At 50.9% G+C, this 22406-nt stretch carries 20 protein-coding genes and 1 pseudogene; 10 read left to right on the forward strand and 11 right to left on the reverse strand.

Annotated features, from left to right (window positions below):
- Window positions 1-58: 58 nt before the first annotated feature.
- Both BUB37_RS19160 and BUB37_RS19165 read right to left on the reverse strand, forming a co-directional pair.
- Entirely contained in the window at window positions 59-841 is a 783-nt protein-coding gene (locus BUB37_RS19160) for a TIGR03915 family putative DNA repair protein (protein ID WP_072995449.1), read from the reverse strand.
- Between the two features lie 32 nt (window positions 842-873).
- The gene (locus BUB37_RS19165; protein ID WP_072995450.1) at window positions 874-2133 is read right to left on the reverse strand and encodes a putative DNA modification/repair radical SAM protein; all 1260 of its coding nucleotides are present in this window, start codon (window positions 2131-2133) and stop codon (window positions 874-876) included.
- A 150-nt stretch (window positions 2134-2283) separates the two neighbouring features.
- Between BUB37_RS19165 and BUB37_RS19170 the strand changes: the two genes are divergently transcribed.
- Window positions 2284-3048 carry an XRE family transcriptional regulator gene (locus tag BUB37_RS19170; RefSeq protein ID WP_072995451.1) on the forward strand — a complete coding sequence of 255 codons (765 nt, stop codon included), beginning with the start codon at window positions 2284-2286 and terminating at the stop codon, window positions 3046-3048.
- Between the two features lie 7 nt (window positions 3049-3055).
- Here BUB37_RS19170 and BUB37_RS19175 read toward each other — a convergent pair whose 3' ends face one another.
- The 3 genes from BUB37_RS19175 to BUB37_RS19185 all read right to left on the reverse strand — a co-directional run bounded on the left by BUB37_RS19175 (window position 3056) and on the right by BUB37_RS19185 (window position 5883).
- Window positions 3056-3487: a GNAT family N-acetyltransferase gene (locus BUB37_RS19175; protein ID WP_094766801.1), complete on the reverse strand. Its 432-nt coding sequence runs from the start codon at window positions 3485-3487 to the stop codon at window positions 3056-3058.
- Between the two features lie 84 nt (window positions 3488-3571).
- Window positions 3572-5272 (reverse strand): gamma-glutamyltransferase, encoded by a 1701-nt coding sequence (ggt, locus tag BUB37_RS19180; protein ID WP_072995452.1) that lies wholly within the window; start codon window positions 5270-5272, stop codon window positions 3572-3574.
- Window positions 5273-5283: 11 nt separating this feature from the next.
- Window positions 5284-5883 carry an acyl carrier protein phosphodiesterase gene (locus tag BUB37_RS19185; protein ID WP_072995453.1) on the reverse strand — a complete coding sequence of 200 codons (600 nt, stop codon included), beginning with the start codon at window positions 5881-5883 and terminating at the stop codon, window positions 5284-5286.
- A 73-nt stretch (window positions 5884-5956) separates the two neighbouring features.
- Here BUB37_RS19185 and glmM point away from each other — a divergent pair, with 73 nt between their 5' ends.
- Together glmM and BUB37_RS19195 are read left to right on the forward strand one after the other, a co-directional pair.
- Window positions 5957-7345, forward strand: a complete 1389-nt coding sequence (gene glmM, locus BUB37_RS19190; RefSeq protein WP_072995472.1) for a phosphoglucosamine mutase — start codon at window positions 5957-5959, stop codon at window positions 7343-7345.
- Between the two features lie 17 nt (window positions 7346-7362).
- Window positions 7363-8136, forward strand: a complete 774-nt coding sequence (locus BUB37_RS19195) for an endonuclease/exonuclease/phosphatase family protein (RefSeq protein ID WP_072995454.1) — start codon at window positions 7363-7365, stop codon at window positions 8134-8136.
- Here BUB37_RS19195 and BUB37_RS19200 read toward each other — a convergent pair.
- A complete protein-coding gene (locus BUB37_RS19200; protein ID WP_072995455.1) occupies window positions 8126-9127 on the reverse strand; it encodes a sterol desaturase family protein in 1002 nt (333 codons plus the stop codon). The genes BUB37_RS19195 and BUB37_RS19200 overlap by 11 nt on opposite strands.
- Window positions 9128-9194: 67 nt before the next feature.
- Window positions 9195-10094: a lysophospholipid acyltransferase family protein gene (locus BUB37_RS19205; RefSeq protein WP_072995456.1), complete on the reverse strand. Its 900-nt coding sequence runs from the start codon at window positions 10092-10094 to the stop codon at window positions 9195-9197.
- Window positions 10095-10151: 57 nt separating this feature from the next.
- Here BUB37_RS19205 and BUB37_RS19210 point away from each other — a divergent pair, with 57 nt between their 5' ends.
- Complete coding sequence (locus tag BUB37_RS19210) at window positions 10152-10802, forward strand: rhomboid family intramembrane serine protease (protein ID WP_072995457.1); 651 nt, start codon at window positions 10152-10154, stop codon at window positions 10800-10802.
- Between the two features lie 164 nt (window positions 10803-10966).
- The gene (locus tag BUB37_RS19215) at window positions 10967-12604 is read left to right on the forward strand and encodes an LVIVD repeat-containing protein (RefSeq protein ID WP_072995458.1); all 1638 of its coding nucleotides are present in this window, start codon (window positions 10967-10969) and stop codon (window positions 12602-12604) included.
- A gap of 72 nt (window positions 12605-12676) precedes the next feature.
- Here BUB37_RS19215 and BUB37_RS19220 read toward each other — a convergent pair whose 3' ends face one another.
- Both BUB37_RS19220 and BUB37_RS19225 read right to left on the reverse strand, forming a co-directional pair.
- Window positions 12677-13807 carry a TlpA disulfide reductase family protein gene (locus tag BUB37_RS19220; protein ID WP_072995459.1) on the reverse strand — a complete coding sequence of 377 codons (1131 nt, stop codon included), beginning with the start codon at window positions 13805-13807 and terminating at the stop codon, window positions 12677-12679.
- Between the two features lie 101 nt (window positions 13808-13908).
- Window positions 13909-14421, reverse strand: coding sequence for a hypothetical protein (locus tag BUB37_RS19225; RefSeq protein WP_072995473.1), 513 nt, complete (start codon window positions 14419-14421; stop codon window positions 13909-13911).
- A gap of 87 nt (window positions 14422-14508) precedes the next feature.
- Here BUB37_RS19225 and BUB37_RS19230 point away from each other — a divergent pair, with 87 nt between their 5' ends.
- Complete coding sequence (locus BUB37_RS19230; protein ID WP_072995460.1) at window positions 14509-17421, forward strand: FAD-binding and (Fe-S)-binding domain-containing protein; 2913 nt, start codon at window positions 14509-14511, stop codon at window positions 17419-17421.
- A 3-nt stretch (window positions 17422-17424) separates the two neighbouring features.
- On the opposite strand, the gene BUB37_RS19235 is transcribed toward BUB37_RS19230, so the two are convergent.
- Window positions 17425-18291, reverse strand: a complete 867-nt coding sequence (locus BUB37_RS19235) for a UDP-2,3-diacylglucosamine diphosphatase (RefSeq protein WP_072995461.1) — start codon at window positions 18289-18291, stop codon at window positions 17425-17427.
- Between the two features lie 242 nt (window positions 18292-18533).
- On the opposite strand from BUB37_RS19235, the gene aroC reads away from it, so the two are divergent.
- Entirely contained in the window at window positions 18534-19604 is a 1071-nt protein-coding gene (gene aroC, locus BUB37_RS19240; protein WP_072995462.1) for a chorismate synthase, read from the forward strand.
- 99 nt (window positions 19605-19703) lie between these two features.
- Window positions 19704-21029 carry a dicarboxylate/amino acid:cation symporter gene (locus tag BUB37_RS19245; RefSeq protein ID WP_072995463.1) on the forward strand — a complete coding sequence of 442 codons (1326 nt, stop codon included), beginning with the start codon at window positions 19704-19706 and terminating at the stop codon, window positions 21027-21029.
- Window positions 21030-21064: 35 nt separating this feature from the next.
- Here the strand turns inward: BUB37_RS19245 and BUB37_RS19250 are convergent, their stop codons facing one another.
- Window positions 21065-21472 (reverse strand): thiol-disulfide oxidoreductase DCC family protein, encoded by a 408-nt coding sequence (locus BUB37_RS19250; RefSeq protein WP_072995464.1) that lies wholly within the window; start codon window positions 21470-21472, stop codon window positions 21065-21067.
- Window positions 21473-21881: 409 nt separating this feature from the next.
- Here BUB37_RS19250 and BUB37_RS19255 point away from each other — a divergent pair, with 409 nt between their 5' ends.
- A complete protein-coding gene (locus BUB37_RS19255; protein WP_072995465.1) occupies window positions 21882-22157 on the forward strand; it encodes a transposase in 276 nt (91 codons plus the stop codon).
- A gap of 23 nt (window positions 22158-22180) precedes the next feature.
- Window positions 22181-22406: pseudogene (locus BUB37_RS19260) on the forward strand (IS3 family transposase); the annotation flags it as partial.

Below are 22406 nucleotides of genomic sequence, written 5' to 3' on the forward strand. Positions count from 1 at the left end.
GTGGGGCTGCTTTATTTGTTAGGTAAAATCGGGACGGCTCCTTCGGGATTATACCGTTCTAAGCTTGGACCGCCGGTTTTTTCTCGCTTAAGTACTTCCAGTACCGTTTGGGGACGTGTTGGGTGTGCAACTTAAGGTTGATCCGCGATTTTATGTTGGTGCTTTTGAAGTAGTTGTTCCATAGGTCTTGATAGGCATGTTCCTCGTCCTGTAGGGCCGGATTCCTATGGATGCTGTTGGTACAGGCCTGTTTCAGGTCGAGCGTAACGATTTCGGTCTTTTCCAGGTTGTAATAAAGGCCATACCTGCGCCGTACATCGTAGATCAGCCAGTATTGGTCGGCATACCTCGACCTAAAATGCTTGCTTATCAAGGGGAGGACGTCGAAATCGGGTTCTATATGGGCGAAATAGATGCCGTCCTTGGTCAGTTGAAAGCGGACGAAGGCCTCCATGCGATGTTTTTCACGACCTACCGACCTGGCCAGTTGGCTTATCTTGAGCACTGTGCCATCGGCATAGTTGCGAACCACGTCCCCATCCTTGGAAAACAACTTGAGGACATACCTATAGAGCAGCAGTTCGATGCCCTCTTGCTCGCTCAAATAGGCGAAATAGATGTTCTTTATGGCCGAACGGCTTCTTTTTTTTATACCCTCCCAAACCCGTTTGGCCTTATCCACTTGGGTAAGTACCGTTTGGGTTTCGGAAAAGAGGCCACTTTGGCAAACGGAGCTTTTTTGAATGCCGACCACCTGTACCTTTTCCTCAAAGGCGACAAAAATGGCGGTTAGAAAACCATTGAAACTCCCATCATAGATCAAGATTCTAGAATTGTTCATAGCGGTGTCCTTTTAGATAAATCGGTTGATTGTCAAAACAATTGTAATTGCTTACCGTACTCCTTCCTAAATTTTCCCGAGGAGTTTTGCAGGATCATACCCTTGATCTTGTCCGCCTCGAGGTCGCGGTGCTCCCAGTGGCTCGAATCGCAGGTAATAAAATACTTGGCGCGGTTAAGGGCTAGCCCGATCCGCTTTAAATGCTCCCAGTTCAATTTTCTGAACCTCCGGGCCTGGATCAGTTTGTCGACCGACCGCATGCCAATGCCGGGTACCCGTGCCAAGAGGACCTTGTCGGCCTTGTTGATGTCCACCGGAAAATGGTGAAGGTTCCTCAGGGCCCAGCCCAATTTGGGATCTACGTCGATATCGAGGTTGGGATGTTCGCTGTTTAGGATTTCGGTTACCTGAAAACCATAGAACCGCAAGAGCCAATCGGTCTGATAAAGTCGGTTTTCGCGAAGCATGGGCACTTGTGAGCCGAGGGCGGGCAATCGGCTATCATCCGCCACGGGTACGTAGCCGGAATAGTACACCCGTTTCATGTTGTAATGGGTGTAGTAATGGACGGCGGAGTACATAATGTCCTTGTCCGATTCCCCGGTCGCACCGATGATCATCTGCGTACTTTGCCCGGCAGGTGCGTATTTGGGGGTGCTCTTGATGATCTTTCGCTCCGCTCGGTATTGGATGATTTCGTTCTTGACCTTTAGCATGGGCTTGGTGAAGTCTTCGTGTTTTTTGTCGGGTGCCAGGAGCTTTAGCCCCGAGACGGTCGGTACCTCGATATTGACCGAAAGCCGGTCGGCGTACAGCCCCGCTTGGCGCATAAGCTCGTCGCTGGCCCCGGGAATGGACTTCAAATGGATATATCCGTTGAAATTCCCTTCCTCCCTTAGTTTTTTGGCGACGGCGATCAGGCGTTCCATGGTATAATCGGCACTTTTGAAAATGCCCGAACTCAGAAAAAGGCCTTCAATATAATTCCTCCGGTAAAAATTAAGGGTGAGGTCGACAACCTCCTGGATCTTGAAGGCCGCCCGCGGGATATCATTGCTTTTTCTGGTGACACAATAGGCACAATCGAAGATGCAATGGTTGGTCATCAATATTTTTAAGAGCGATACGCAGCGCCCGTCCTCCGTATAGCTATGGCAAATGCCCATACCGGTGCTGTTGCCCAAGCCCTTGTTTTTGTTGCTTCGCGTACTGCCACTGCTGGCGCAGCTCACGTCGTATTTGGCGGCGTCGGCCAAAATGTTCAATTTTTCCCTTATTCGTTCAAATGACATATCCCTTTTTTGTAATTATTCCAAAAATATGGAATTATTCCTAATTATGGAAATAATCCAAAAAAAGTATTGGAATATGTCCAAATTACCTATATTTGAGCTTATTCGGAGGGTGTCCCGGCCTTTGGGCATCCAAAAAACTTTTGAAAAATGGAAAATGAGCTCACTTTAAAGCGTTTTGTGGAGTTGCGAAGGGAATTGGGTTTCACCCAGGCCGAATTTGCCAAGCTTATAGGCGTATCGAACACCACGGCCGATATCGAGCGGGGGAGGACCAAGCTTTCGGGCAGGGTCGTGGCCGAACTGTTGAAACAGTTTAAGGTCAACCCCTTATGGTTGTTCGGCGAAAGCGATAACAAGTATTTGGAAACCTCGAATACCAGTGTCATTCCGAAAGTGGTTACGGTAGACTCGGATGGGCACGAGAATATGGTGCTGGTCAACGCGAAGGCGGCGGCCGGTTATCCGCAGAACATTCAAGATACCAGTTGGTACCGGCAGCTTCCGGCCTTTGACCTGCCCATTCCCGAATTTCGGAACGCCACCTATAGGGGGTTCCAGGTAGAGGGCGACAGTATGCTGCCCAACCTAAAGCCTGGGGAATGGGTGTTGGCCAAGGCCGTTGAGCACATCGACCATGTGAGCCCCAATAAAATGTACGTCGTGGTCTTGCAGGATGCCGTCTTGGTAAAGAAGATCGAGAAGCGGCCGAATTCGAACAATATCACCCTCGTTTCCTTGAACGAGGCCTATCCACCTTACGAGATCAAGCCCTTCCAGATACAGGAGTTATGGCAGGTGAGCAGTCGTATCACCTTCGGGGAGGACGCCAATACCGAAAAAGGCCTGCTCAAGCAATTACAGGAATCCATGGAAGAGCTCAAGGGGCAATTGCGCCATGTCAAAAAGGTGTAATGCCTCCCTATTCGGAGAGCTTTAGGTTGTACAGGCCGCTGGGGCGCAATTGAAACCCAAGGCTTTTGTAAAGACCGATGGCCGGCTTTCGGTGATGGCCACTGAAGAGCATTACCTCGTCCAAGCCCCTATGCCTGGCCTCCTCGAGCAATTTTTCCATTAGTTTTCTGCCGATGCCCTTGCCCCGGTGGGCCTCATCTACCACCACGTCCTCGACCATGCCGCGATAGCCGGATATGACCTTGTACATGGCCATAAGGGCAATGCCCAAAATGTCGTCGCCTTCCTTGCAAACCACGAAGAGCACGTGGTTGTCTTCTTGAAGTATTTGATGAAGTGGGCGCTGTACTATAATGGAATTGAGTTGTTTGTACAATTCGCTTATTCGCCTTTGTGTCTTTTCGTCAAGTTCGAACTTATGTAAAACTTCTATGGTCATGGCCTTTGAATTTTTAAGTAAACCAACACTGTAATTTGGCTTTGTATGGTTCTGTTTATCAGAAGTATAAAATTAAGTAAACTTTTAGAATCCCACGGCGGTGTCATCGCCCCGCTTATCGGCGCCCCCTTCCAATCGGCCGTCGGCCATTACCCTAATGGCATCGACCTTGCCTATGATGGGGGTACGCTCCTCGTTGATGTTATAGCCCTTGGCCTTTAGGTTGTTCTTGAGTTCCTGCGAAAAGCCCTCGGGTTCGAAAATAACGACATCGGGTAGCCATTGGTGGTGAAAACGCGGGGCGTTTACGGCTTCTTGCATGCTCATGTTAAATTCGTAGCCGTTCAAGATGGTTTGCGCCACGGCCGTGATGATGGTTGAGCCGCCCGGGGTGCCGACCACCATCCACAGTTGGCCGCCTTTTTCGACGATGGTGGGGGTCATGCTGCTGAGCATCCGTTTTTCGGGTGCGATACTATTGGCCTCGGCACCGATGAGTCCGAACATATTCGGCACTCCGGCCTTGGCGCTAAAGTCGTCCATCTCGTTGTTCAAGAAGAAGCCCAGTTCGTCGCAATAGAGTTTGGATCCGTAGGCCCCGTTCAGGGTGGTGGTCACCGAAACGGCATTGCCTTCGGCATCGACGATGGAGTAGTGGGTGGTTTCCATGCTTTCGGCCATCGCAATGCTTCCCTCCCTAACATCGCTCGATCGGGTGGCCGCCTCGAATGAAAAGTCGGCCATACGCTGTGTTATATATTCCTGGCCCAGCAGTATATCCAAGGGGATGTCGGTAAAATCGGGATCGCCCAGGTAGTAGTTGCGGTCGGCATAGGCCCTACGGGCGGCCTCGGTAAACAATTGGATCGCTTTTTCGGAGTTGTGCCCAAAGCTGCCGATATCGTAGGGCTCGATCATCTTGAAGATCTGGTTCATGGTTACCCCTCCGCTACTGGGCGGACTCATCGATATGATCCGCAGGTCCTTGTAATTGAAAATGATGGGCTGCCGCCATTTGGCCTCGTACCGCGCCAGGTCCTCTTCGGTGATAAAGCCTCCCTTCGCCTGGATAAAATCGGCCAACTTTTTGGCGACTTCCCCCTTGTAAAAACCGTCACGTCCCTTTTGTGCAATTTGCCCCATGGTTCGGGCCAAGGCCGGGTATTTCACCACATCGTTCACCTTGCTGTCGATCGGAAAGGTGGTGCTGTCCCCGTTTACTTCCAGTATCTTGTCGCGAACGCCCTTGAACCTCCTGGCCTGGTTTTCGGTAACCACGATCCCGTTTTCGGCCAGGGCGATGACCGGGGCGAAGATCTCTTCCAGGGGAAGCGATCCGAATTTTTTGTGCACCTCTATGATCCCGGCTACCGTTCCCGGAACCCCCACTGCAGTGGCACCCTTGGTGCTCATTTCGGGGATAACGTTGCCCAGGGAGTCCAGATACATGTCCCGATGGGCCGCCAAGGGGGCCTTTTCGCGATAGTCCAAGGCACCGACATCGCCATCGGCCTTTCTATAGACCATAAAACCGCCGCCCCCCAAATTGCCCGCAAAGGGATAGGCCACCACCAGGGCCATCTCAGTGGCTACCATGGCATCAAAGGCATTACCGCCCTTTTTCATGATCTCTACCCCGATCTTCGAAGCTTCTTCACGGGCCGATACGACCATGGCCTTTTCGGTGACCAGGCCCGTCGGGGCCGCGGGTCGCGTCTTGCAGTTGACAAATAGAAGAAGTGTTGCGAACAAGGGGATCAGTGGGGAGGTAATCGGTCTTTTCATACTTTGTTTTTTTATGGGCTGTTATGTTTCAAGGAAATGTATTTCTGTTTGGCGAACACCCTGAGTTCCTCGAAGAATTCGGTAAATTCCCTTTCAAACTCATCGTAGTGTTCCTCCAAGTCGAGGATGGCAAAATTCATCTTGGACCTGTTCTTTGTTCTGCGGTTCATGCCGTTGAGTACCTTGCCGATGCCCTTCATTTTGGAATAGTTATAGATCCAGTTGTCGGCGATCATATAGGGCATCATCCGCTTTACACCATCGGGAAGGATGGCGTAATGGTCTTCGAGAAGGTCGTAAAAACCGTCGACGTAGACCTCCAAGGGGGTATCGCTGTACCGGCGCCAGTTCTTGGCCAGGAAATGATCGTAGAAAATATCGACGATTACCCTGCTGTAGTGGCTGTAGTTGACGTGGAGCCGCTTACTGCTTTTTTTGGGAATGGGGTGGGTGTCGGTAAACGTATCGATTTCGCGATGCAGGTAAATACCCTGTTGTACGCGTGGGGGCAGGTGGTCGAACCTGTTACCTCGAATACTGTCGGCGATAAAATTGCCAAGCGTTATTTCGTCGTCTTCGAACGAAAGATAAATGTGGGCCAAAAAATTCATTGCCTCGAATTTACAAATTGCTTACTTAGATTTTATACCATACCTGTATATTTGCGAAAACTTTTTCATTACTATGACACTTATCAAATCTATTTCTGGAATTAGAGGGACCATTGGAGGTAACCCAGGTGACAATTTAACGCCTATTGACGCCGTGAAGTTTGCGGCGGCTTACGGGATATGGCTAAAGGACTATTCCAAAAAAGGGAAGTTGAAAGTGGTCATCGGCCGCGATGCGCGATTGTCCGGTGAAATGATACAGAATTTGGTGGTGTCTACCTTGGTGGGCCTGGGCATTGACGTTATCGACCTTGACCTGTCCACTACGCCTACGGTCGAAATAGCCGTTCCGCTCGAGAAGGCCGACGGGGGCATCATACTGACGGCAAGCCATAATCCCAAGCAATGGAACGCCTTAAAGTTGCTCAACGAAAAAGGGGAGTTTTTGAATGCGGAACAAGGGGCCAAGATCTTGGAAATTGCCGAAAAGGAAGACTTTGCCTTCTCCGAGGTGGATGATTTGGGAAGCATTACCCGAAACGATTCCTATATCGATATCCATATCGACGAAGTACTCGACCTTTCCTTGGTCGACGCCGATACCATCCGCAAGGCCAAGTTCAAGGTGGTCGTAGACGGTGTAAACTCTACCGGAGGCATTGCCATTCCCAAGTTGTTGCAAGAGCTGGGGGTGGAAGTGGTAAAGCTCTACTGCGACCCAACCGGCCATTTTCCACATAATCCCGAGCCCCTGAAGGAACACTTGGGCGATATCTGCAAGCTCGTGGTCGAGGAAAAGGCGGACTTTGGCATCGTGGTAGACCCCGACGTCGATCGCTTGGCCTTTATCGATAACAAAGGGGAGATGTTCGGGGAAGAATATACCCTGGTGGCCTGTGCCGACTACGTTTTGGGCAAGACCAAAGGGAACACGGTCTCCAACCTGTCCTCGTCCCGTGCCCTGAGGGACATTACCGAAAAACACGGGGGTACCTACGAGGCCTCGGCCGTGGGCGAGGTAAACGTCGTGACGAAGATGAAGGCCAATAAGGCCATTATCGGTGGGGAGGGCAATGGCGGCATCATCTACCCCGAAAGCCATTATGGGCGCGACTCTTTGGTCGGAACGGCCCTGTTCTTGATGCTTATGGCCGAAAAAGGAGGTACGGTTGCCGATCTGAGGGCCAGCTATCCCTCGTATTTTATGAGCAAGAAGAAAATTCAGTTGACCCCGGGATTGGATGTCGACGCCATTCTCAAGGCCATGGCCGAAAAATATAAGGACGAGGAACTGTCGACCATAGACGGGGTTAAGATAGACTTTCCCGAAAACTGGGTACACCTGCGCAAGTCCAATACCGAACCCATTATCAGGATCTACACCGAGGCGAAAAGCCAACAAGAGGCTGATGGTTTGGCCGATCGTATAATCGGCGAAATAAAAGAGGTAGCGGGACTCTAGACCAGATGGTGAAACCAATGCGAAGGTTCTTTATCGTTCCCCTGTTCTTGCTGGCCCTGGTAGGCCGGGCGCAAAGCGATACCCTGAGGGTAATGAGCTTTAACATACTTCACGGGGCCACGGTAAGGAACGATTTTAACCTCGATACCATCGCGGCCGTAATAAAATCGTATGACCCGGATTTGGTCGCCCTCCAAGAAGTGGACGTCAAGACCCGTAGGGCCAAAAAGTACGACCTTCCGACCGAATTGGCATATCGAACCGGTATGGCGCCCTTGTTTGCCCGTGCCATGTACTACGACGGGGGCGAATACGGCGAGGCCGTACTTTCGAGGTACAGCTTTGTCGAAACCCGGAACGTGGCCCTACCGCATCTACCGGATTCCGAACCCCGGGCGGCGGCCGTTGTCAAGGTAAGGACCCAAAAGGGAAATACCTTCCGGTTTATCGCTACCCATTTAGACCATCAGGCCGACGAAGCCGACCGGATCATGCAGGCCAAGGCCTTGGTAAGGGAATTCGGCGCATCGGAATACCCTACCTTGCTCTTGGGCGATCTGAATGCCGAACCCAACAGTGGCACCATGGCGATCATCTCCGAGGTATTTAAATCTCCCGATGTCGATGGGGCCGGGGAATACACCTATCCTTCTTCGGGCCCCCATAAAAAGATCGACTACATCCTTTACGACCGGCCCGGGCATTGGAAAGTACTTGAATATAAGGTGCTCTGCGAAAATTATGCCAGCGACCATTGCATCGTCATGGCTACCTTGGTGTTTAGGCCCTGACCCGTGCTTTTTGCGAATTGAAATAATGGGCCCGTACCACTTTGGCCGTCTTATGGTCTCCCGTATGGTGCCAGCCCGGGGGCATAACGAGGTAAAGTAGTTTGTTCTTGATGCCCGGGGCGTGCCAGACATCCTTGGCCAAGGCGATGATCTCACCAAAGTAGACGTCGATAAAATTGCCCGAATCGATTTCGCGGGTAATGCCGTATTCGATTTTTTCGTCGTCCTGCTCTTCTTGATAGGTGCCGAAGACCCGGTCCCAAATGTTCAACAGGTTACAAAAATTGGTATCCATATAAAGGGGGTTCTTGGCGTGGTGTACCCGGTGGTGCGAGGGCGTAAGCACCCACTTTTCCAGAAAACCGAAGCGCCCGTTCCTCATAATATTTTCACCCACATGGATAAAGGCACCGTAGGTGCCGTCGATAAACATGATCACAAAGAGCATGGTCGGTTCCACGCCGGCCAAAATGCAGACCGTCGTCCTGATCGTATCGGCATAAGGGGCCTCCAGAAAAAAATGGGCATAGGTTACCGATAGGTTCATATCTTCAGGTGCGTGGTGGGTAGAGTGCAGGCACCAGAACAAACGCACCTTGTGCCCCCAATAGTGGTACAGGAAATGACCGAACTCCCAGACGATATAGGCATAGATGAACCAGTACCAGGTAGCCTCGGTCTGAAAAAGGGCATAGGGCTGAAACCAACCGATACATAAGGTTACCATGGCAATGGCAATGAAGCGACCGACAAAGCGGTTGAAGATGTAAATAAGAAAATTCACCTTATAGACCTTGGTCTGCGGCTTTTTGTAAATGAGGCCCAGGATCAATTCCAAAATGACCAAAAGGGGGATGATGGGTAGGATCAGGGAGGTAAACCCCTCATAGGTGCGCAAAGCACTGTAATTACCTGTTTTTAAGATTTCCCAAGCCTGTGATATGCCTAGAAAACCGATAATTTCTTGATAGATGGTGTCTAAAATTTCCATGAATACGATATTGGTGTTAGGTTTGTTTGGAAATTTATAAAAATACCAATCTATTTTTAATGGAATCTTATTTTGGTGGATTTTTGAATTTTTCCGGAACGCTGTTCCTGTGTTTCCACCGTCGGTGGGTCCATAGGTAATATTCCGGTTTTTCGTGGATTTGTTGCTCGGCCAAACGCAGGAACTTGTCCGTGATCTCGTTTTCCGCTGTATCGGAACCCGACGTGGTGATCGGGATAAACTCGGCCTTGTAGTAGCCCCGCCTTACTTTTGAAACCTTAAGGAAAAGCACGGCCAGGTCCATTTTTCGGGCCATGGTTTCCGCCCCGTTTATCACGGGCACCGTGGTGCCCATAAATTCCGTCCAATAGCGGGCCCTGTGTTTTTGGGGCGATTGGTCGCTTACCATGCCGAAAACCCCCAGGTCGCCGTTCCTATAGTTTTTCACTACCGTTGCGACCGCCTGTTTTTGGGTGAGCAGTACCGTGTTCCATCGGGCGCGTACCTTCTTTACCCAGCGGTCGAAGTATTTGTTGCTGATCTTTTGGTATACGGCATAGCCCTTGGAGGTCACGTAATTGTTGATGCTCACGTTCCACTCCCAATTGGCGTAGTGCGAACAGACCAAGAGTACCATCTTCCTTTGTTCCACCTCCTGCAATACCTCGATGTTCTGTACCGCATAGCGCTTTTCGACCTCTTCCTTCGAAAGCTTCATGGTTTTTACCATTTCCAAAAAGGTATCGCAGAGATGCCGGTAAAACTTCTTTTCGATGTCCTTCAACTCCTTTTCCGGTTTATCGGGAAAGGCCAGGCGCAAATTGGTACGGACCACCTTCTTTCGATATCCCACAATGCGGTATACGATAAAATATACGACATCGGAGAAACCGTAAAAGAGCTTATGGGGGAGTCTGGAGATCAGCCAGAGCAAGGGAAAGACCAATACGAAAACGAGCCGTTGCATGCTTAATATTTAGTGCGCAAATATAGCTATATTTGGCACGAAATTAACTTGGCCGCTATGTACAATATGGATTTTACCACAATTGTGGTAATTGCTGCAAATATTCTGGTTTCCCTTAAGGGGTTTAACGATTCGTCGTTCTTTGAGCGCTATAAATTCAATATTTCGGCCATTAGGTCGGGGCAGAAGGAGCGGATGCTCACCTCGGGTTTTCTCCACGTAGACTGGGCCCATCTGTTCTTCAACATGTTCACCCTGTATTTTTTTGCCCCGGTGTTGATCGCCTGGGTGGGGTCGGGCAAGTTTTTGGTGGTCTACTTCATCAGCCTGCTGGCGGGAAGCCTTTTGGCCATGTTCTTTCATAAAAACGAGCCTTATTACAGTGCCGTAGGTGCCAGTGGTGCGGTAACGGGGGTCTTGTATGCGGCCATACTCTTGCAGCCCAATATGCAATTGGGCATCATGTTCATTCCCATACCCTTGCCGGCCTATGTCTTTGGGATCGGCTACCTGTTGTATTCCATTTACGGGATGAAGAGCCGTATCGGCAACATTGGCCATACCGCCCATTTCGGCGGGGCCGTGGGAGGTTATGTGACCACCCTGTTTTTTTTGCCGGAACTCTTGGTAGAGGAGCCCTTGATGGTAGGTTTGCTGGCCTTGCCCATCGTCGTGCTTTTCGCCATGGAAAAACTGGGCAAGATTTAAGGCCTACCGTAATTTTCACCGCTTTATTCCAATGGGCGTCAGATAATTGCCATTCGACCCGCTTTAAGGGGGGCTTGGTCGAAAAAACACCCCTTGATTATACACTTCGCCTAATTTTGCCGTTAGATTAGAACCCAAATCTAATTGTACTAAACCTATTTACGATGAAAAGAGTATCCTTGACCGCCTTGGCGGTACTCGCGGTTGCCGCCGCATGTAGCGACGAGACAACCGTGTACAGCGATCCTTCGGAAGACGTTTCCATTGAAAGGAGCGAAACGGTTCTCGAAAACAGTATTCTGTTCGACGACGCCGGTGTCCTTGAGATCACCAACGAAGCCTCCCTGACCGGTAAGACGGCCAAGGAGTCCGAAGAAATGGCCGGTGATTACCCGCTTACCTTGGTTGCCAGTGTCGACCCGCCCTCGTACAGCGGGGCCGAAAACCTAACGGCATCACACGTACATATCGATGGCGATTATGCCTACGTGGCCTATAATACGGTCGAGGACGGCTATGCCGGGGGCATCGATATTGTCGATGTCAGCGACCCGAACCGTCCGCAGGTAACCTCTAGGTTGTATTATTCGAACGCCGATATCAATTCGGTGGAATATAGCGATGGCTATGTATATGCCGTCGGGGGCGTTGATTCCGAGAAATCGGTTCGCGCCACCTCAAATTCCTTTGTGGTCAAAATACCCGTGTCCGGCGGCCGTATGGATACCAGTTCGGACCTAATCTATGGCTTTCAGGAAGGCTTTAATGCCACCGATATCGAAATCGCCTCCAATACCGTTTACGTAACCAGTGGCAAGGACGGCCTGTTGGCCGCCTACAATAAGTCGGACCTAAGCCTACAGGACGATGTTTCCTTTTCCGATTTAAGGTCGGTCGCCACCTCCGACGAAACGGTGGCGGTGCTTGATGCCGCTACGGGCGTTGTCTTGCTGGACCAAGGCCTTAACGTTACCCAAAAAATTGCCATCGAATCGGATTTCGGCGATTTCAGCAAGCGTACACTCGATATTTCGCAAGACAGGATCGTGGTTTCCGAAGGGTCGAAAGGAGCGGGGATCTACAGTCGTTCCTCCGGTTCGCTGTTGGAATACGTGCCGATCCTTATCAACCCCGAGGGCGTCGACCAAAGCAACATCGTGACCAATGCGGTGGCCACGAACGAGACTATTCTGCTTATGGCCAACGGAGGGGCGGGACTCTGCCTGTCGGAGGCCCGGGAAAACAATACCGACCTGGTGGGGATTATTGACCTGAACGGCTCGATCAACTACGTGGAGTCAAAGGGGGACTATGTATTTGCCGCCTCGGGCACCGCCGGCCTGCAGATCGTTAAGCTCAACCGTCCCGATGACAGCTTGGAGGCGCGTTGCGAAGACCTACCGTATTACTTCGGCAGTGCCAACCTCGACGTAAACGACGGGGAGGAAAAGGCCTATCGGGGAGCCAAAAGTTTCAACCGGATCTCGGTAAACGGTTCCCTCTTGCTCTGTGGTTCGTGGACGGCCCATAACAATGCCTATGTCAACAGCAATGGTCTTTTCGAAATGAAGGGAACCTTCGTTATCGGCAGAAACAACAAACGCAAAAATATCACGGTTAACAAAGACGCCACCTTTCGGGTAGAGGGCAGCCTTACCATTTATGGCGACCTGGTCTTGAACGAAGGGGCCACCCTTGAATTTTTGGGCAGCGATTCGAAGGTGAATGTCTTCGGAAGCGTAAAGAAGCTGGGCAATGTGACGATCACGGGCCAATTTGAGGACGTGCAGGGCAAATTCTAGCCCGACGACCTTATACCAACAAAAAATCCCCGGAGCCTTGGCACCCGGGGATTTTTGTTTCCGTGTTGTTTTTTAGTTCAAAAGCTCGGCCACTTTTGCTTCCAAGGCCGGTCCCCTCAGGTTTTTGGCCACGATTATCCCGTTTTCGTCCAATAGGAAGGCCGCGGGGATGGCGTTGACGTTGTAAAGTTTGGCGATGGGGTCGTTGAAGTAGGCCACGTTCGAAACGTGGTTCCAGGGCAGGCCGTCGTCTTCGATTGCCTTGATCCAGGCTTCCTTGGTCCTGTCGAGCGAAACCCCGATAACATTAAGCCCTTTTTCGTGGTATTTCTTGTAGACCGCCACGACATTGGGGTTTTCGGCCCTACAGGGCTTGCACCAGGCCGCCCAAAAGTCCACAAGCGTTACCTTGCCCAATACGTCGTTGAGGGCCAACTCCTTTCCATTGGGGTCCGGAGCCGAAAAATTGGGTGCCTTCGCACCGATCGAGGTGTTCTTTTCGTTGGCTTCCAATTGCTTTTGGGTCTCCAGTTTTCCCAAGATCGTCTTGGCCGCCGTGGTGTTCTTGATTTCAGGGGACAGGGCGTCGTACAATTCCTGGGCTTCCGCGGCGGTAACCGACCGCGTACTCAAGGCCCTATCGATAAGCAAGGCCGAGATCAGGGCTTCGGGATGGCTTTTGATATAGTCGAGCTCAAAGCTCTGGTAGGTCTCCTGCAATTCCATCATTTCGTCACGCAGGGAAATGGCGGTAGCCGTATCGCGTGTCATATTGGCCTGTTGCATGTCTTGCTGGATCGATTGCGCGCGTTGGTTCAGTTCCTTCGATTTTTCGACGTAGTCGGCAAAAACCTCGTTTTGCATGGTCCCCTTGACCTCCGCGAAGCCCAAGCTGTCCTTTTGGGCCGAAAGTTCGATTTCGCCGTTTTCGATAATCACGGCGGTGTACCCCATTAATTTATCGACAAAAACATAGTGCATTTCGGGGGAGTCGGCCTGGCCCGTAAAGACAAAGGTGCCGTTTTCAACGGTGGTGGTATCGACATCGACGGGTTGGCCGTTCTCGCCGACCGTCCTTAAATAAACGGGGGTGCCGTTTTCCACTTCACCGGTCAAGTTACCTGTGAAAGTGAAGCCTTCGGGTTTTTGGTTGCAAGCGCTTAAACCGATCAAAACGCATAGGGATACTACTATTCTTTTCATATGATATATTATAATCCCGTAAAAGTAGTCATATCATATAAATTAAAAAAGCCCTTGATCATGACATGTCAAAGGCTTTTGATAAAAAATTGTCGGGTATGCTAAAATTGGTACCGTATCCCGAGGGCGATATCGAAATCGAAACCGTTGTCGAAATCGCTATAGCCGATCAAGCCCAGTTCGGGCCTAAAGTCGAGGGAAACCAAAAGCGGGATGTCGAAATTGTATTCGATGCCCACGTCACCGGCGGCAAAAACGAAGAGTCCGCCGTTGGGGTGGTAGACTTGGTTGTTGTTGTCCAAACGGGGTTCGAAGTCGACATTGCCCAATCCGCCACCGGCCCCATAGTACCATTGAAGGCCTTTGTCGATATGGTGTACCCATTGGTAGAGCCCGGCCAGCTTAAAGGCGTCGAATTCCCTGCTGTCCCGCCATCCGAGGTCGAACTCCGCCCGGGTGTACCGGCCTATCGATTTTTGGTACGATATCTCGGCCCCGAAGCCATCACTGTCGCCCAATCGGAGTCCAAGTGCGTGATCTGCAATTTCTTGGGCGTACGAACTGGTCAAGCCCCCAAAAACCGCTATGTAAAAAAGTAATTTTAAATTTTTCATCATCATGTCCATTTTTGTTTTAAAAAGAGTTTTCTACTATCGCTTTCAAGCATAAAAACTTAATTTAGCGCTCAAAATTGTTTTCAATTGGATAAAAATTTATACCAAGACCTGGGAAATTCGTTGGAGGGGCAATTGTTGTCGGACAGTTTGACCAAAACCCTATATGCCACCGATGCCTCGGTCTACCGGAAAATACCCAGTGCGGTCGCCTATCCGAAGACCGTAGACGATATCAAGAAACTTATCGCCTTTGCCGATACCCACGGTATCGGCCTTATACCGCGTACGGCAGGCACCTCCTTGGCGGGCCAGGTCGTCGGCGATGGGATCGTGGTCGATGTGTCGAGGCATTTTACGCGAATCGTCGACTTCGACCAAAAGAAGAAGCAGGTTACCGTACAGCCCGGCGTGATCCGGGACGAGCTGAACCAGTTTCTAGAGCCGTACGGCCTCTTTTTCGGGCCGAACACGTCAACCGCCAACCGTTGTATGATCGGGGGAATGGTGGGCAACAACTCCTCGGGTACGACCTCCATCCAATACGGTATTACCCGCGAAAAGATCGTATCGCTGAAAACCGTTTTGGCCGATGGCAACGAAGCGGAGTTCAAGGCCTTGACGGCCTCGGAGTTCGACGAAAAGAAGAAGTTGGACACCTTGGAAGGCTCCATATACAGAAAGCTCTACGAAGAGCTATCGCCCAAAGACGTGCAGGAACGCATTCTCTCGGAGTTTCCCAAGCCCGAGATCCACAGAAGAAATACGGGCTATGCCATAGACGAGCTTTTGAACACCAATGTTTTTGGCGATACCGCCGAAAAGATCAATATATGCAAACTGCTGAGCGGTAGCGAGGGTACCTTGGCCTTCACTACCGAGATTACCCTTTCGCTCGAAGAGCTCCCCCCAAAGTTATCGGCCATGGTGGTCACGCATTACAAGACCTTGGAAGACTGCCTGAGCGACGTGGCTCCCGTAATGGAGCACGACCTGCACCTCTGCGAGATGATGGACAAGGTGATCTTGGACTGTACCAAGAACAACAGGGAGCAGCTGAAGAACCGCTTTTTTGTGGAGGGCGATCCCGCGGCCTTGTTGATGCTCGAAGTGAAGGCCCATACCGAAGCCCAGCTGATGCAGCAGGTAGACGAGCTGCAAAAGACGGTGGCGGCATCGGGACTCAGTTATGCGAGCCCCGTGTTGAGGGGTGCCGATGTGAACAAGGCCATAACCCTTAGAAAGGCCGGGTTGGGACTTTTGGGCAATATGGTGGGCGACCGTAAGGCCGTTGCCTGTATCGAGGATACCGCCGTGGCGGTGGGCGACCTAAAGGCCTTTATCGGCGAGTTCTCGCAAATCATGGAAAATTATAAGCAGTCCGCCGTGTATTACGCCCATGCCGGTGCCGGCGAATTGCACCTGCGCCCGATCCTGAACCTGAAAAAGGGCGACGATGTGGTCATGTTCCGAAACATTACCACCGATGTGGCCAAACTGACGAAGAAGTACAGGGGCTCCTTTAGCGGGGAGCACGGGGACGGCATCGTCCGGGCCGAGTTCATCCCCCTAATGGTGGGCCAGGAGAATTACGAACTGCTAAGAAGGGTGAAGTCGTATTTCGATCCCAAGGGTATTTTCAACCCTGGTAAGATCGTAGACGCCTACCCCATGGACGAGTCCCTGAGGTACGAAATTGACCGAAAGGAACCCGAAATCGAGACCCTGCTCGACTTTTCCGACAGCCAGGGCATCTTAAGGGCCGCCGAAAAGTGCAATGGGGGCGGCGATTGCCGAAAGACGGAGCAGGCCGCCGGGGCCATGTGCCCCAGTTATCACGCGACCAGGGACGAAAAACATACCACTAGGGGCAGGGCCAATGCCCTGCGCGAGTATTTGACGGTCTCCGACAAAAAGAACCGGTTCGACCAAAAGGAACTGAAAGAGGTCTTCGACCTTTGCCTGAGCTGTAAGGCCTGTGCCAGCGAATGCCCCAGCAATGTGGACGTGGCTACCCTAAAGGCCGAATTCCTGTACCAATACCAAGAGGCCAACGGCTATTCGCTGCGCAGTAAACTGTTTGCCTACAACACCCAATTGAACCGTTTGGGAAGCAAGGTGGCCGGTTTGACCAATGCCATATACGATTCCGGCCTATTGGGCGGGATGCTGAAAAAAACGGTCGACGTGGCCCCGGAAAGAAGCCTGCCCAAGGTGTATAGCTTTAATTTCGATAAACACCTGCAACTATTTAAAAAACAGCACAAAGCAACAAAGAAAAGGATAGTCCTTTATATTGACGAGTTCAGTCGGTATCTCGATGTGGAACTGGGAAAGGACGCCATAGAGCTGCTCACCCGCTTGGGCTACGACGTGCAATTGTTCTACGCCGAGAGCGGCCGTACCTACCTTTCAAAGGGTTTTTTAAGGCAGGCCAGGAAATTGGCCTTGGAGAACATGGGCAAGCTCAAGGAGTTTGCCGAAGCCGGATTGCCGGTGGTCGGTATCGAGCCTTCGGCCGTACTGACCTTCCGTGACGAATACAAGCGCTTTGGCGACAACCCGGCCACTGCCGATGCCATAGCGTCGAACGCCTATCTTTTGGAGGAGTTTTTGGCGCAGGAGATCCGGAATGGCGACTTGACCTCCGAGCCGTTTACCAAGGAGGCGAAAACGGTAAAGATCCACAGCCACTGCCACCAAAAGGCCTTGAGCAACCAAAAGGTGACCTTTGATGTGCTCAACCTTCCCGAGAACTATTCGGTGACGATCATCAGTTCGGGGTGCTGCGGTATGGCGGGGTCTTTCGGTTATGAAAAGGAACATTACGAGACCAGTATGAAGGTGGGCGAGCTCAAATTGTTTCCCGCGGTGCGGAAAAGCAGCGAAGACACGATCATTTCGGCCAATGGTACGAGCTGTAGGCACCAGATTTACGACGGCACCAAGAGAAAGGCCCTGCATCCGGTAACGATCTTAAGGAAGGCCCTCGTGGATTAGGGGCTATTTTCGGAACTTGTTCCTTTTGTGCCCCTTTTTGGCCTTGGCCTCCTTTTGTGCGGCTATGGTCTCGACGAGCTCCTGCATGTCCATCTCCTTGAGTTCCTGGTCCATAAAGAAGGGGGAGAGCTTATCGTGGTCGTAGCGGTAGATCTTCCATCGCTTTAGGGAGTATTCCAAGGCGGTGAGGTGTTCGACCCAGTCGCCCGAATTGAGGTAGGTGCAGCTTCCCTTTTTGGTGACGTGCATTTCCTTTTTGGGCAAATGCAGGTGGCCGCAGATCACGTAATCGTACCCCTTGTCAATGGCCATGTCTACGCCCGCCTTTTCAAAGTTCTTTACGTACTTCGACGCCTTTCCGTTCAGTTTTACCTTTTCGGATATCGAATACCTGTTGATGTTTAACTTTCTCAAAACAAAATCGGTAGTTTTGTTTATCTTAAGTAAAAGTTGATATCCGGATCCACCGAGCCTGGCCAACCACTTCGTGTTTTGCAGCGAGGTATCGAAGACGTCGCCGTGAAAGAACCACGCCTTTTTGCCGTCCAATTCGAGTACCAGCTTGTCGACGACGAACAGGTTGCCCATGGAGGTACCGCTCAGTTTTCGCAAGACATCGTCGTGGTTGCCGGTAACATAGTAGACCAGGGTGCCCTTGGAGGCCATGGCCAAAATTTTTCGAATGACCTTCATGTGGGCCGGGGGAAAGTACTTTTTGTGCAATTGGCCCACCTCGAGAATATCGCCGTTCAGTATTAATTTTTTGGGCTGTATGCTGTTCAGGTAGGTGATAAGCTCGTCGGCATGGCTTTCGAGGGTGCCCAGGTGCACGTCGGAAATGACGGATACTTCTAATTTTCGCTTTTTCAAGGCTTGGAAATTTGTATGAAAGAACGAAACCCGTTTAAACTGAACGTAAAGGATATATGAAAAAAGTATTATGTATTATGCACCGGCCCTTCGACGATAACTTTGCAAGACTGTTAATTAAGATTTAACTTTGGGCGAAACAAAAATAGGTGAAATACGATTCGATCCAAAGGCCGATGCGACCAAAAGCGGTCTTTCTTTATGTTTGCACCTGATTTATACAACCGATTTAACCCACTTTTATGGCAGGCAATACTTTTGGAAACATTTTTAAACTGACCACCTTTGGCGAATCGCACGGGGCGGCCATCGGGGGCGTTTTGGACGGATGTCCTTCGGGAATAAGCTTGGACCTCGATGCCGTTCAACACGAGCTCGATCGAAGAAAGCCCGGCCAATCTGCCATCGTCACCCAAAGAAAGGAACCCGATACGGTTGAGTTTTTTTCGGGGATCTTTGAAGGGAAGACCACGGGTACGCCCATCGGCTTTGCCATTCGCAATACCAATCAAAAGTCGCACGACTATTCCCATATCAAGGATTCGTACCGGCCTTCGCACGCCGATTACGTCTACGACAAAAAATACGGCTTTCGCGATTACCGCGGCGGCGGCCGTAGCTCGGCCCGCGAAACGGCCAGTAGGGTAGTGGCCGGGGCCATAGCCAAGCAGTTCCTTTCCGGGGTGAAGATCAATGCCTTTGTTTCGCAGGTAGGGACCCTGAAATTGGACAAAGCCTACCAAGAGCTCGATTTTTCACAGATCGAATCGAATCCCGTCCGTTGCCCGGATCCCGAAATGGCCGCCCAAATGGAAGCCTACATCAAGGATATCCGCAAGGAAGGCGATACCGTGGGCGGGGTGGTTACCTGTGTGGTACAAAACGTACCCGTGGGGCTGGGCGAACCCGTGTTCGACAAGCTCCATGCCGAACTGGGCAAGGCCATGCTGTCGATCAATGCCGTTAAGGGCTTTGAATACGGTAGCGGTTTTGAAGGTGTGGCCATGAAGGGCAGCGAGCACAACGACGCCTTCAATACCGACGGAAGCACCAAGACCAATAACAGCGGGGGCATTCAGGGCGGCATCAGCAACGGAATGGACATTTACTTCAACGTGGCCTTTAAGCCGGTGGCGACCATCATCCAAGCCTACGAGACCATAGACAGGGAGGGCAACAAGGTGCAGACCAAGGGCAAGGGCCGCCACGATCCCTGTGTGGTGCCAAGGGCGGTGCCCATAGTCGAGGCCATGACCGCCTTGGTCTTGGCCGATTACACTTTGTTGGATCGTACGATAAGGCGAAAAATATAGGGTGTTTTTGGGAAATTGACATTTCCGGGACATAGCGGTATGATGTTTTTCGACTTTCGAGGCAAAAACAGTATATTACTTTCCTAAACGATAATTTACATGCGAAAACTGGAATTACACTGGAAGATCCTGATCGGAATGGTCTTGGGCATTCTCTTCGGCTTTTTAATGACGATTTTTGAATGGGGCCCGGATTTTGTACAAGATTGGATCAAACCCTTCGGGAGTATCTTTGTAAAACTGTTGAAACTCATCGCCATTCCCTTGATCCTCGCCTCGCTGATCAAAGGGATTTCCGATCTAAAGGACATATCCAAATTCCGCAACATAGGGCTCCGTACCATAGCGATCTACATCGGTACCACGGTCATTGCCATTACCATAGGCCTTGTGCTGGTGAATATCCTCAAGCCCGGGGAGGGCATATCGGAAGATACGATCACCCAGCTTACCGAAGCCTATTCGAACGACAGCGGGGTTACCTCCAAGCTCGAGGAGGCCTCGAAACAAAAGGATAGCGGACCCCTACAGTTTTTGGAGGACATGGTGCCCGATAATGCCTTTAAGGCCCTCGGCAACAACAGCTTGATGCTTCAGGTCATTTTCTTTACCATATTTATGGGCATCTCCATGCTGCTGATCGGCGAGGAAAGGGCCCAGCCCCTTAAGAACTTCTTCGATTCGATGAACGACGTGGTGCTGAAGATGGTCGACCTGATCATGCTTACCGCCCCCGTGGCCGTTTTTGCCCTGTTGGCCAATGTGGTGGTATCCTCGGGCGATTCCGACCTCTTGTTCGCCCTCTTGAAGTATGCCGGGGTCGTGGTTTTGGGACTGCTGCTGATGATCGTCTTTTACAGCATCGTCGTGGGCACCTTTACCCGGTACAATCCGTGGACCTTCTTACAGAAAATAAGTCCGGCCCAGCTCTTGGCCTTTTCCACCAGTTCGAGTGCCGCTACCTTGCCGGTAACCATGGAAAGGGTAGAGGAGCATATTGGAGTAGATAAGGAGGTGTCGAGCTTTGTGCTTCCCGTGGGGGCCACGATCAATATGGACGGGACCAGCCTTTATCAAGGAGTGGCCGCCGTCTTCATCGCCCAGGCCTTAAGCTTTGACCTGCCCTTTACCGCCCAGTTGACCATTGTACTGACCGCCCTGCTCGCATCGATAGGTTCGGCCGCCGTACCGGGAGCGGGCATGGTCATGTTGGTAATCGTGCTCGAGGCCATCGGTTTTCCGGAAGATAAATTGGCGATCGGACTCGCCCTGATCTTTGCCGTAGACCGGCCCTTGGACATGCTGCGCACCGTGGTAAACGTTACCGGCGACGCCTGTGTGGCCATGATGGTGGCCAAGTCGGTCGGGAAACTGGGCAAGCCCAAGGTAAAGAATTGGGACGACCACTATAACGAGGTGAAATAAGGATCTTGGCGAAACCCTTTCAATTAAGAAGGAATCTAATCGAGGAATTTGGACTTCAGTTCGGGCGTAGGCACCATACAGGCCTCCTTTTTGCCGTACCATTTATAACGGTTGCGGGCCACAAAATCGTATACGATATCGCGCAAAGCCCGGGGAATCCACTGTAAAATGGAGGATAGGGTCTTGTAGCCCTTCAATTGCTTGCCGATTTCGAGGGCGGCGTCGGACTTGACGTAGTAGGCCACGCCCGGTTCGATAAGGATGATGGAATCGACCTGGGAGGTATCGATGCCCCGCTCGGAGCACAGCCGCTGGCCCACCTCGCTTTGCAAGGCCGCATAGCGAAAGCTATCCTTGGTGTCGCGCTTGATAACAAACTGCACGGCCCCGTTACAGAGGTTGCAGACCCCGTCGAACAAGATGATCTGTTTTGAATTTTCCACGGTACAAAGATAGGACGATTAAGCATGATGGCCTAGGGCTAGGGGAGGGGGGCTTCTTATTAAAATCGTCGTTGAACAATTCCTCCATTTTCTATATGACGTTAGTATTTAAAGTTGAAAAAATTGCGAGAGCTAGCCCCGCTATTTTTTATTTATGCACTTTATGAGATAGTGCTAATTAATTAACTATAGGGAGCTGGGCTAGATATTTTCATAGGAACCATTATTGGCAATAGTTTTTTACATATAAAAACTATATTTTATTTGTGGTTTTTGGTCTTCTCCTAAGTATTTTAGAATTTCTCCAACGTTTCTACTGCAATCGATAGTTATCGGAAACTTTCTGTCAAATTGTGTGTAGATACCCCAAATTTTAGGACAGTAAGTTTAATTATTAAATTTACTGAATATGACACGAAGAAAATTCACATCGAAATTCAAGACCAAGGTAGTATTGGAAGCCTTGAAAGAGCGGCATAGCCTTGCCGAACTGGCCCAGAAACACGGGATACATCCCACCCAGATCAGTAGTTGGAAGCGGGATTTTCTTTCGGGAGCCGAACAGGTTTTCGAAAAAGGGAAGACCGATAAACGTAGTGAGGCCGAGAAAAAGAACGATCAATTGCTCAAGACCATCGGGGAGTTAAAGGTCGAGAACGATTTTTTAAAGGACGCCTTGCGCTAAGGCCTTTGGCCGAAAGAAGAAAAATGGTACGCAAGGGCCATTCCAAACTGAGCATATCGGCACAGTGCCGTAGTCTAGGAATCCACCGATCAGGACTTTATTACAGACCGAGAGGGGAAACGGAACTGAACCTGGAACTGATGCGGCTTATGGACGAGCATTACCTGTACCACCCCGAGAAGGGCGCCAAGCGCATGCACGTTTGGCTTACCCGTGACAAAGGGTACAAGGTAAGCAGGAACCGTATCG

This window comes from Pseudozobellia thermophila, from assembly GCF_900141855.1.
GTDB lineage: Bacteria > Bacteroidota > Bacteroidia > Flavobacteriales > Flavobacteriaceae > Pseudozobellia > Pseudozobellia thermophila.

Excerpts from the sequence above, each read along its gene's own strand:
- BUB37_RS19160 (WP_072995449.1), bottom strand. The coding sequence starts at position 841 with ATGAACAATTCTAGAATCTTGATCTATGATGGGAGTTTCAATGGTTTT.
- BUB37_RS19165 (WP_072995450.1), bottom strand. The coding sequence starts at position 2,133 with ATGTCATTTGAACGAATAAGGGAAAAATTGAACATTTTGGCCGACGCC.
- BUB37_RS19170 (WP_072995451.1), top strand. The coding sequence starts at position 2,284 with ATGGAAAATGAGCTCACTTTAAAGCGTTTTGTGGAGTTGCGAAGGGAA.
- BUB37_RS19175 (WP_094766801.1), bottom strand. The coding sequence starts at position 3,487 with ATGACCATAGAAGTTTTACATAAGTTCGAACTTGACGAAAAGACACAA.
- ggt (WP_072995452.1), bottom strand. The coding sequence starts at position 5,272 with ATGAAAAGACCGATTACCTCCCCACTGATCCCCTTGTTCGCAACACTT.
- BUB37_RS19185 (WP_072995453.1), bottom strand. The coding sequence starts at position 5,883 with ATGAATTTTTTGGCCCACATTTATCTTTCGTTCGAAGACGACGAAATA.
- glmM (WP_072995472.1), top strand. The coding sequence starts at position 5,957 with ATGACACTTATCAAATCTATTTCTGGAATTAGAGGGACCATTGGAGGT.
- BUB37_RS19195 (WP_072995454.1), top strand. The coding sequence starts at position 7,363 with ATGCGAAGGTTCTTTATCGTTCCCCTGTTCTTGCTGGCCCTGGTAGGC.
- BUB37_RS19200 (WP_072995455.1), bottom strand. The coding sequence starts at position 9,127 with ATGGAAATTTTAGACACCATCTATCAAGAAATTATCGGTTTTCTAGGC.
- BUB37_RS19205 (WP_072995456.1), bottom strand. The coding sequence starts at position 10,094 with ATGCAACGGCTCGTTTTCGTATTGGTCTTTCCCTTGCTCTGGCTGATC.
- BUB37_RS19210 (WP_072995457.1), top strand. The coding sequence starts at position 10,152 with ATGTACAATATGGATTTTACCACAATTGTGGTAATTGCTGCAAATATT.
- BUB37_RS19215 (WP_072995458.1), top strand. The coding sequence starts at position 10,967 with ATGAAAAGAGTATCCTTGACCGCCTTGGCGGTACTCGCGGTTGCCGCC.
- BUB37_RS19220 (WP_072995459.1), bottom strand. The coding sequence starts at position 13,807 with ATGAAAAGAATAGTAGTATCCCTATGCGTTTTGATCGGTTTAAGCGCT.
- BUB37_RS19225 (WP_072995473.1), bottom strand. The coding sequence starts at position 14,421 with ATGAAAAATTTAAAATTACTTTTTTACATAGCGGTTTTTGGGGGCTTG.
- aroC (WP_072995462.1), top strand. The coding sequence starts at position 18,534 with ATGGCAGGCAATACTTTTGGAAACATTTTTAAACTGACCACCTTTGGC.
- BUB37_RS19245 (WP_072995463.1), top strand. The coding sequence starts at position 19,704 with ATGCGAAAACTGGAATTACACTGGAAGATCCTGATCGGAATGGTCTTG.
- BUB37_RS19255 (WP_072995465.1), top strand. The coding sequence starts at position 21,882 with ATGACACGAAGAAAATTCACATCGAAATTCAAGACCAAGGTAGTATTG.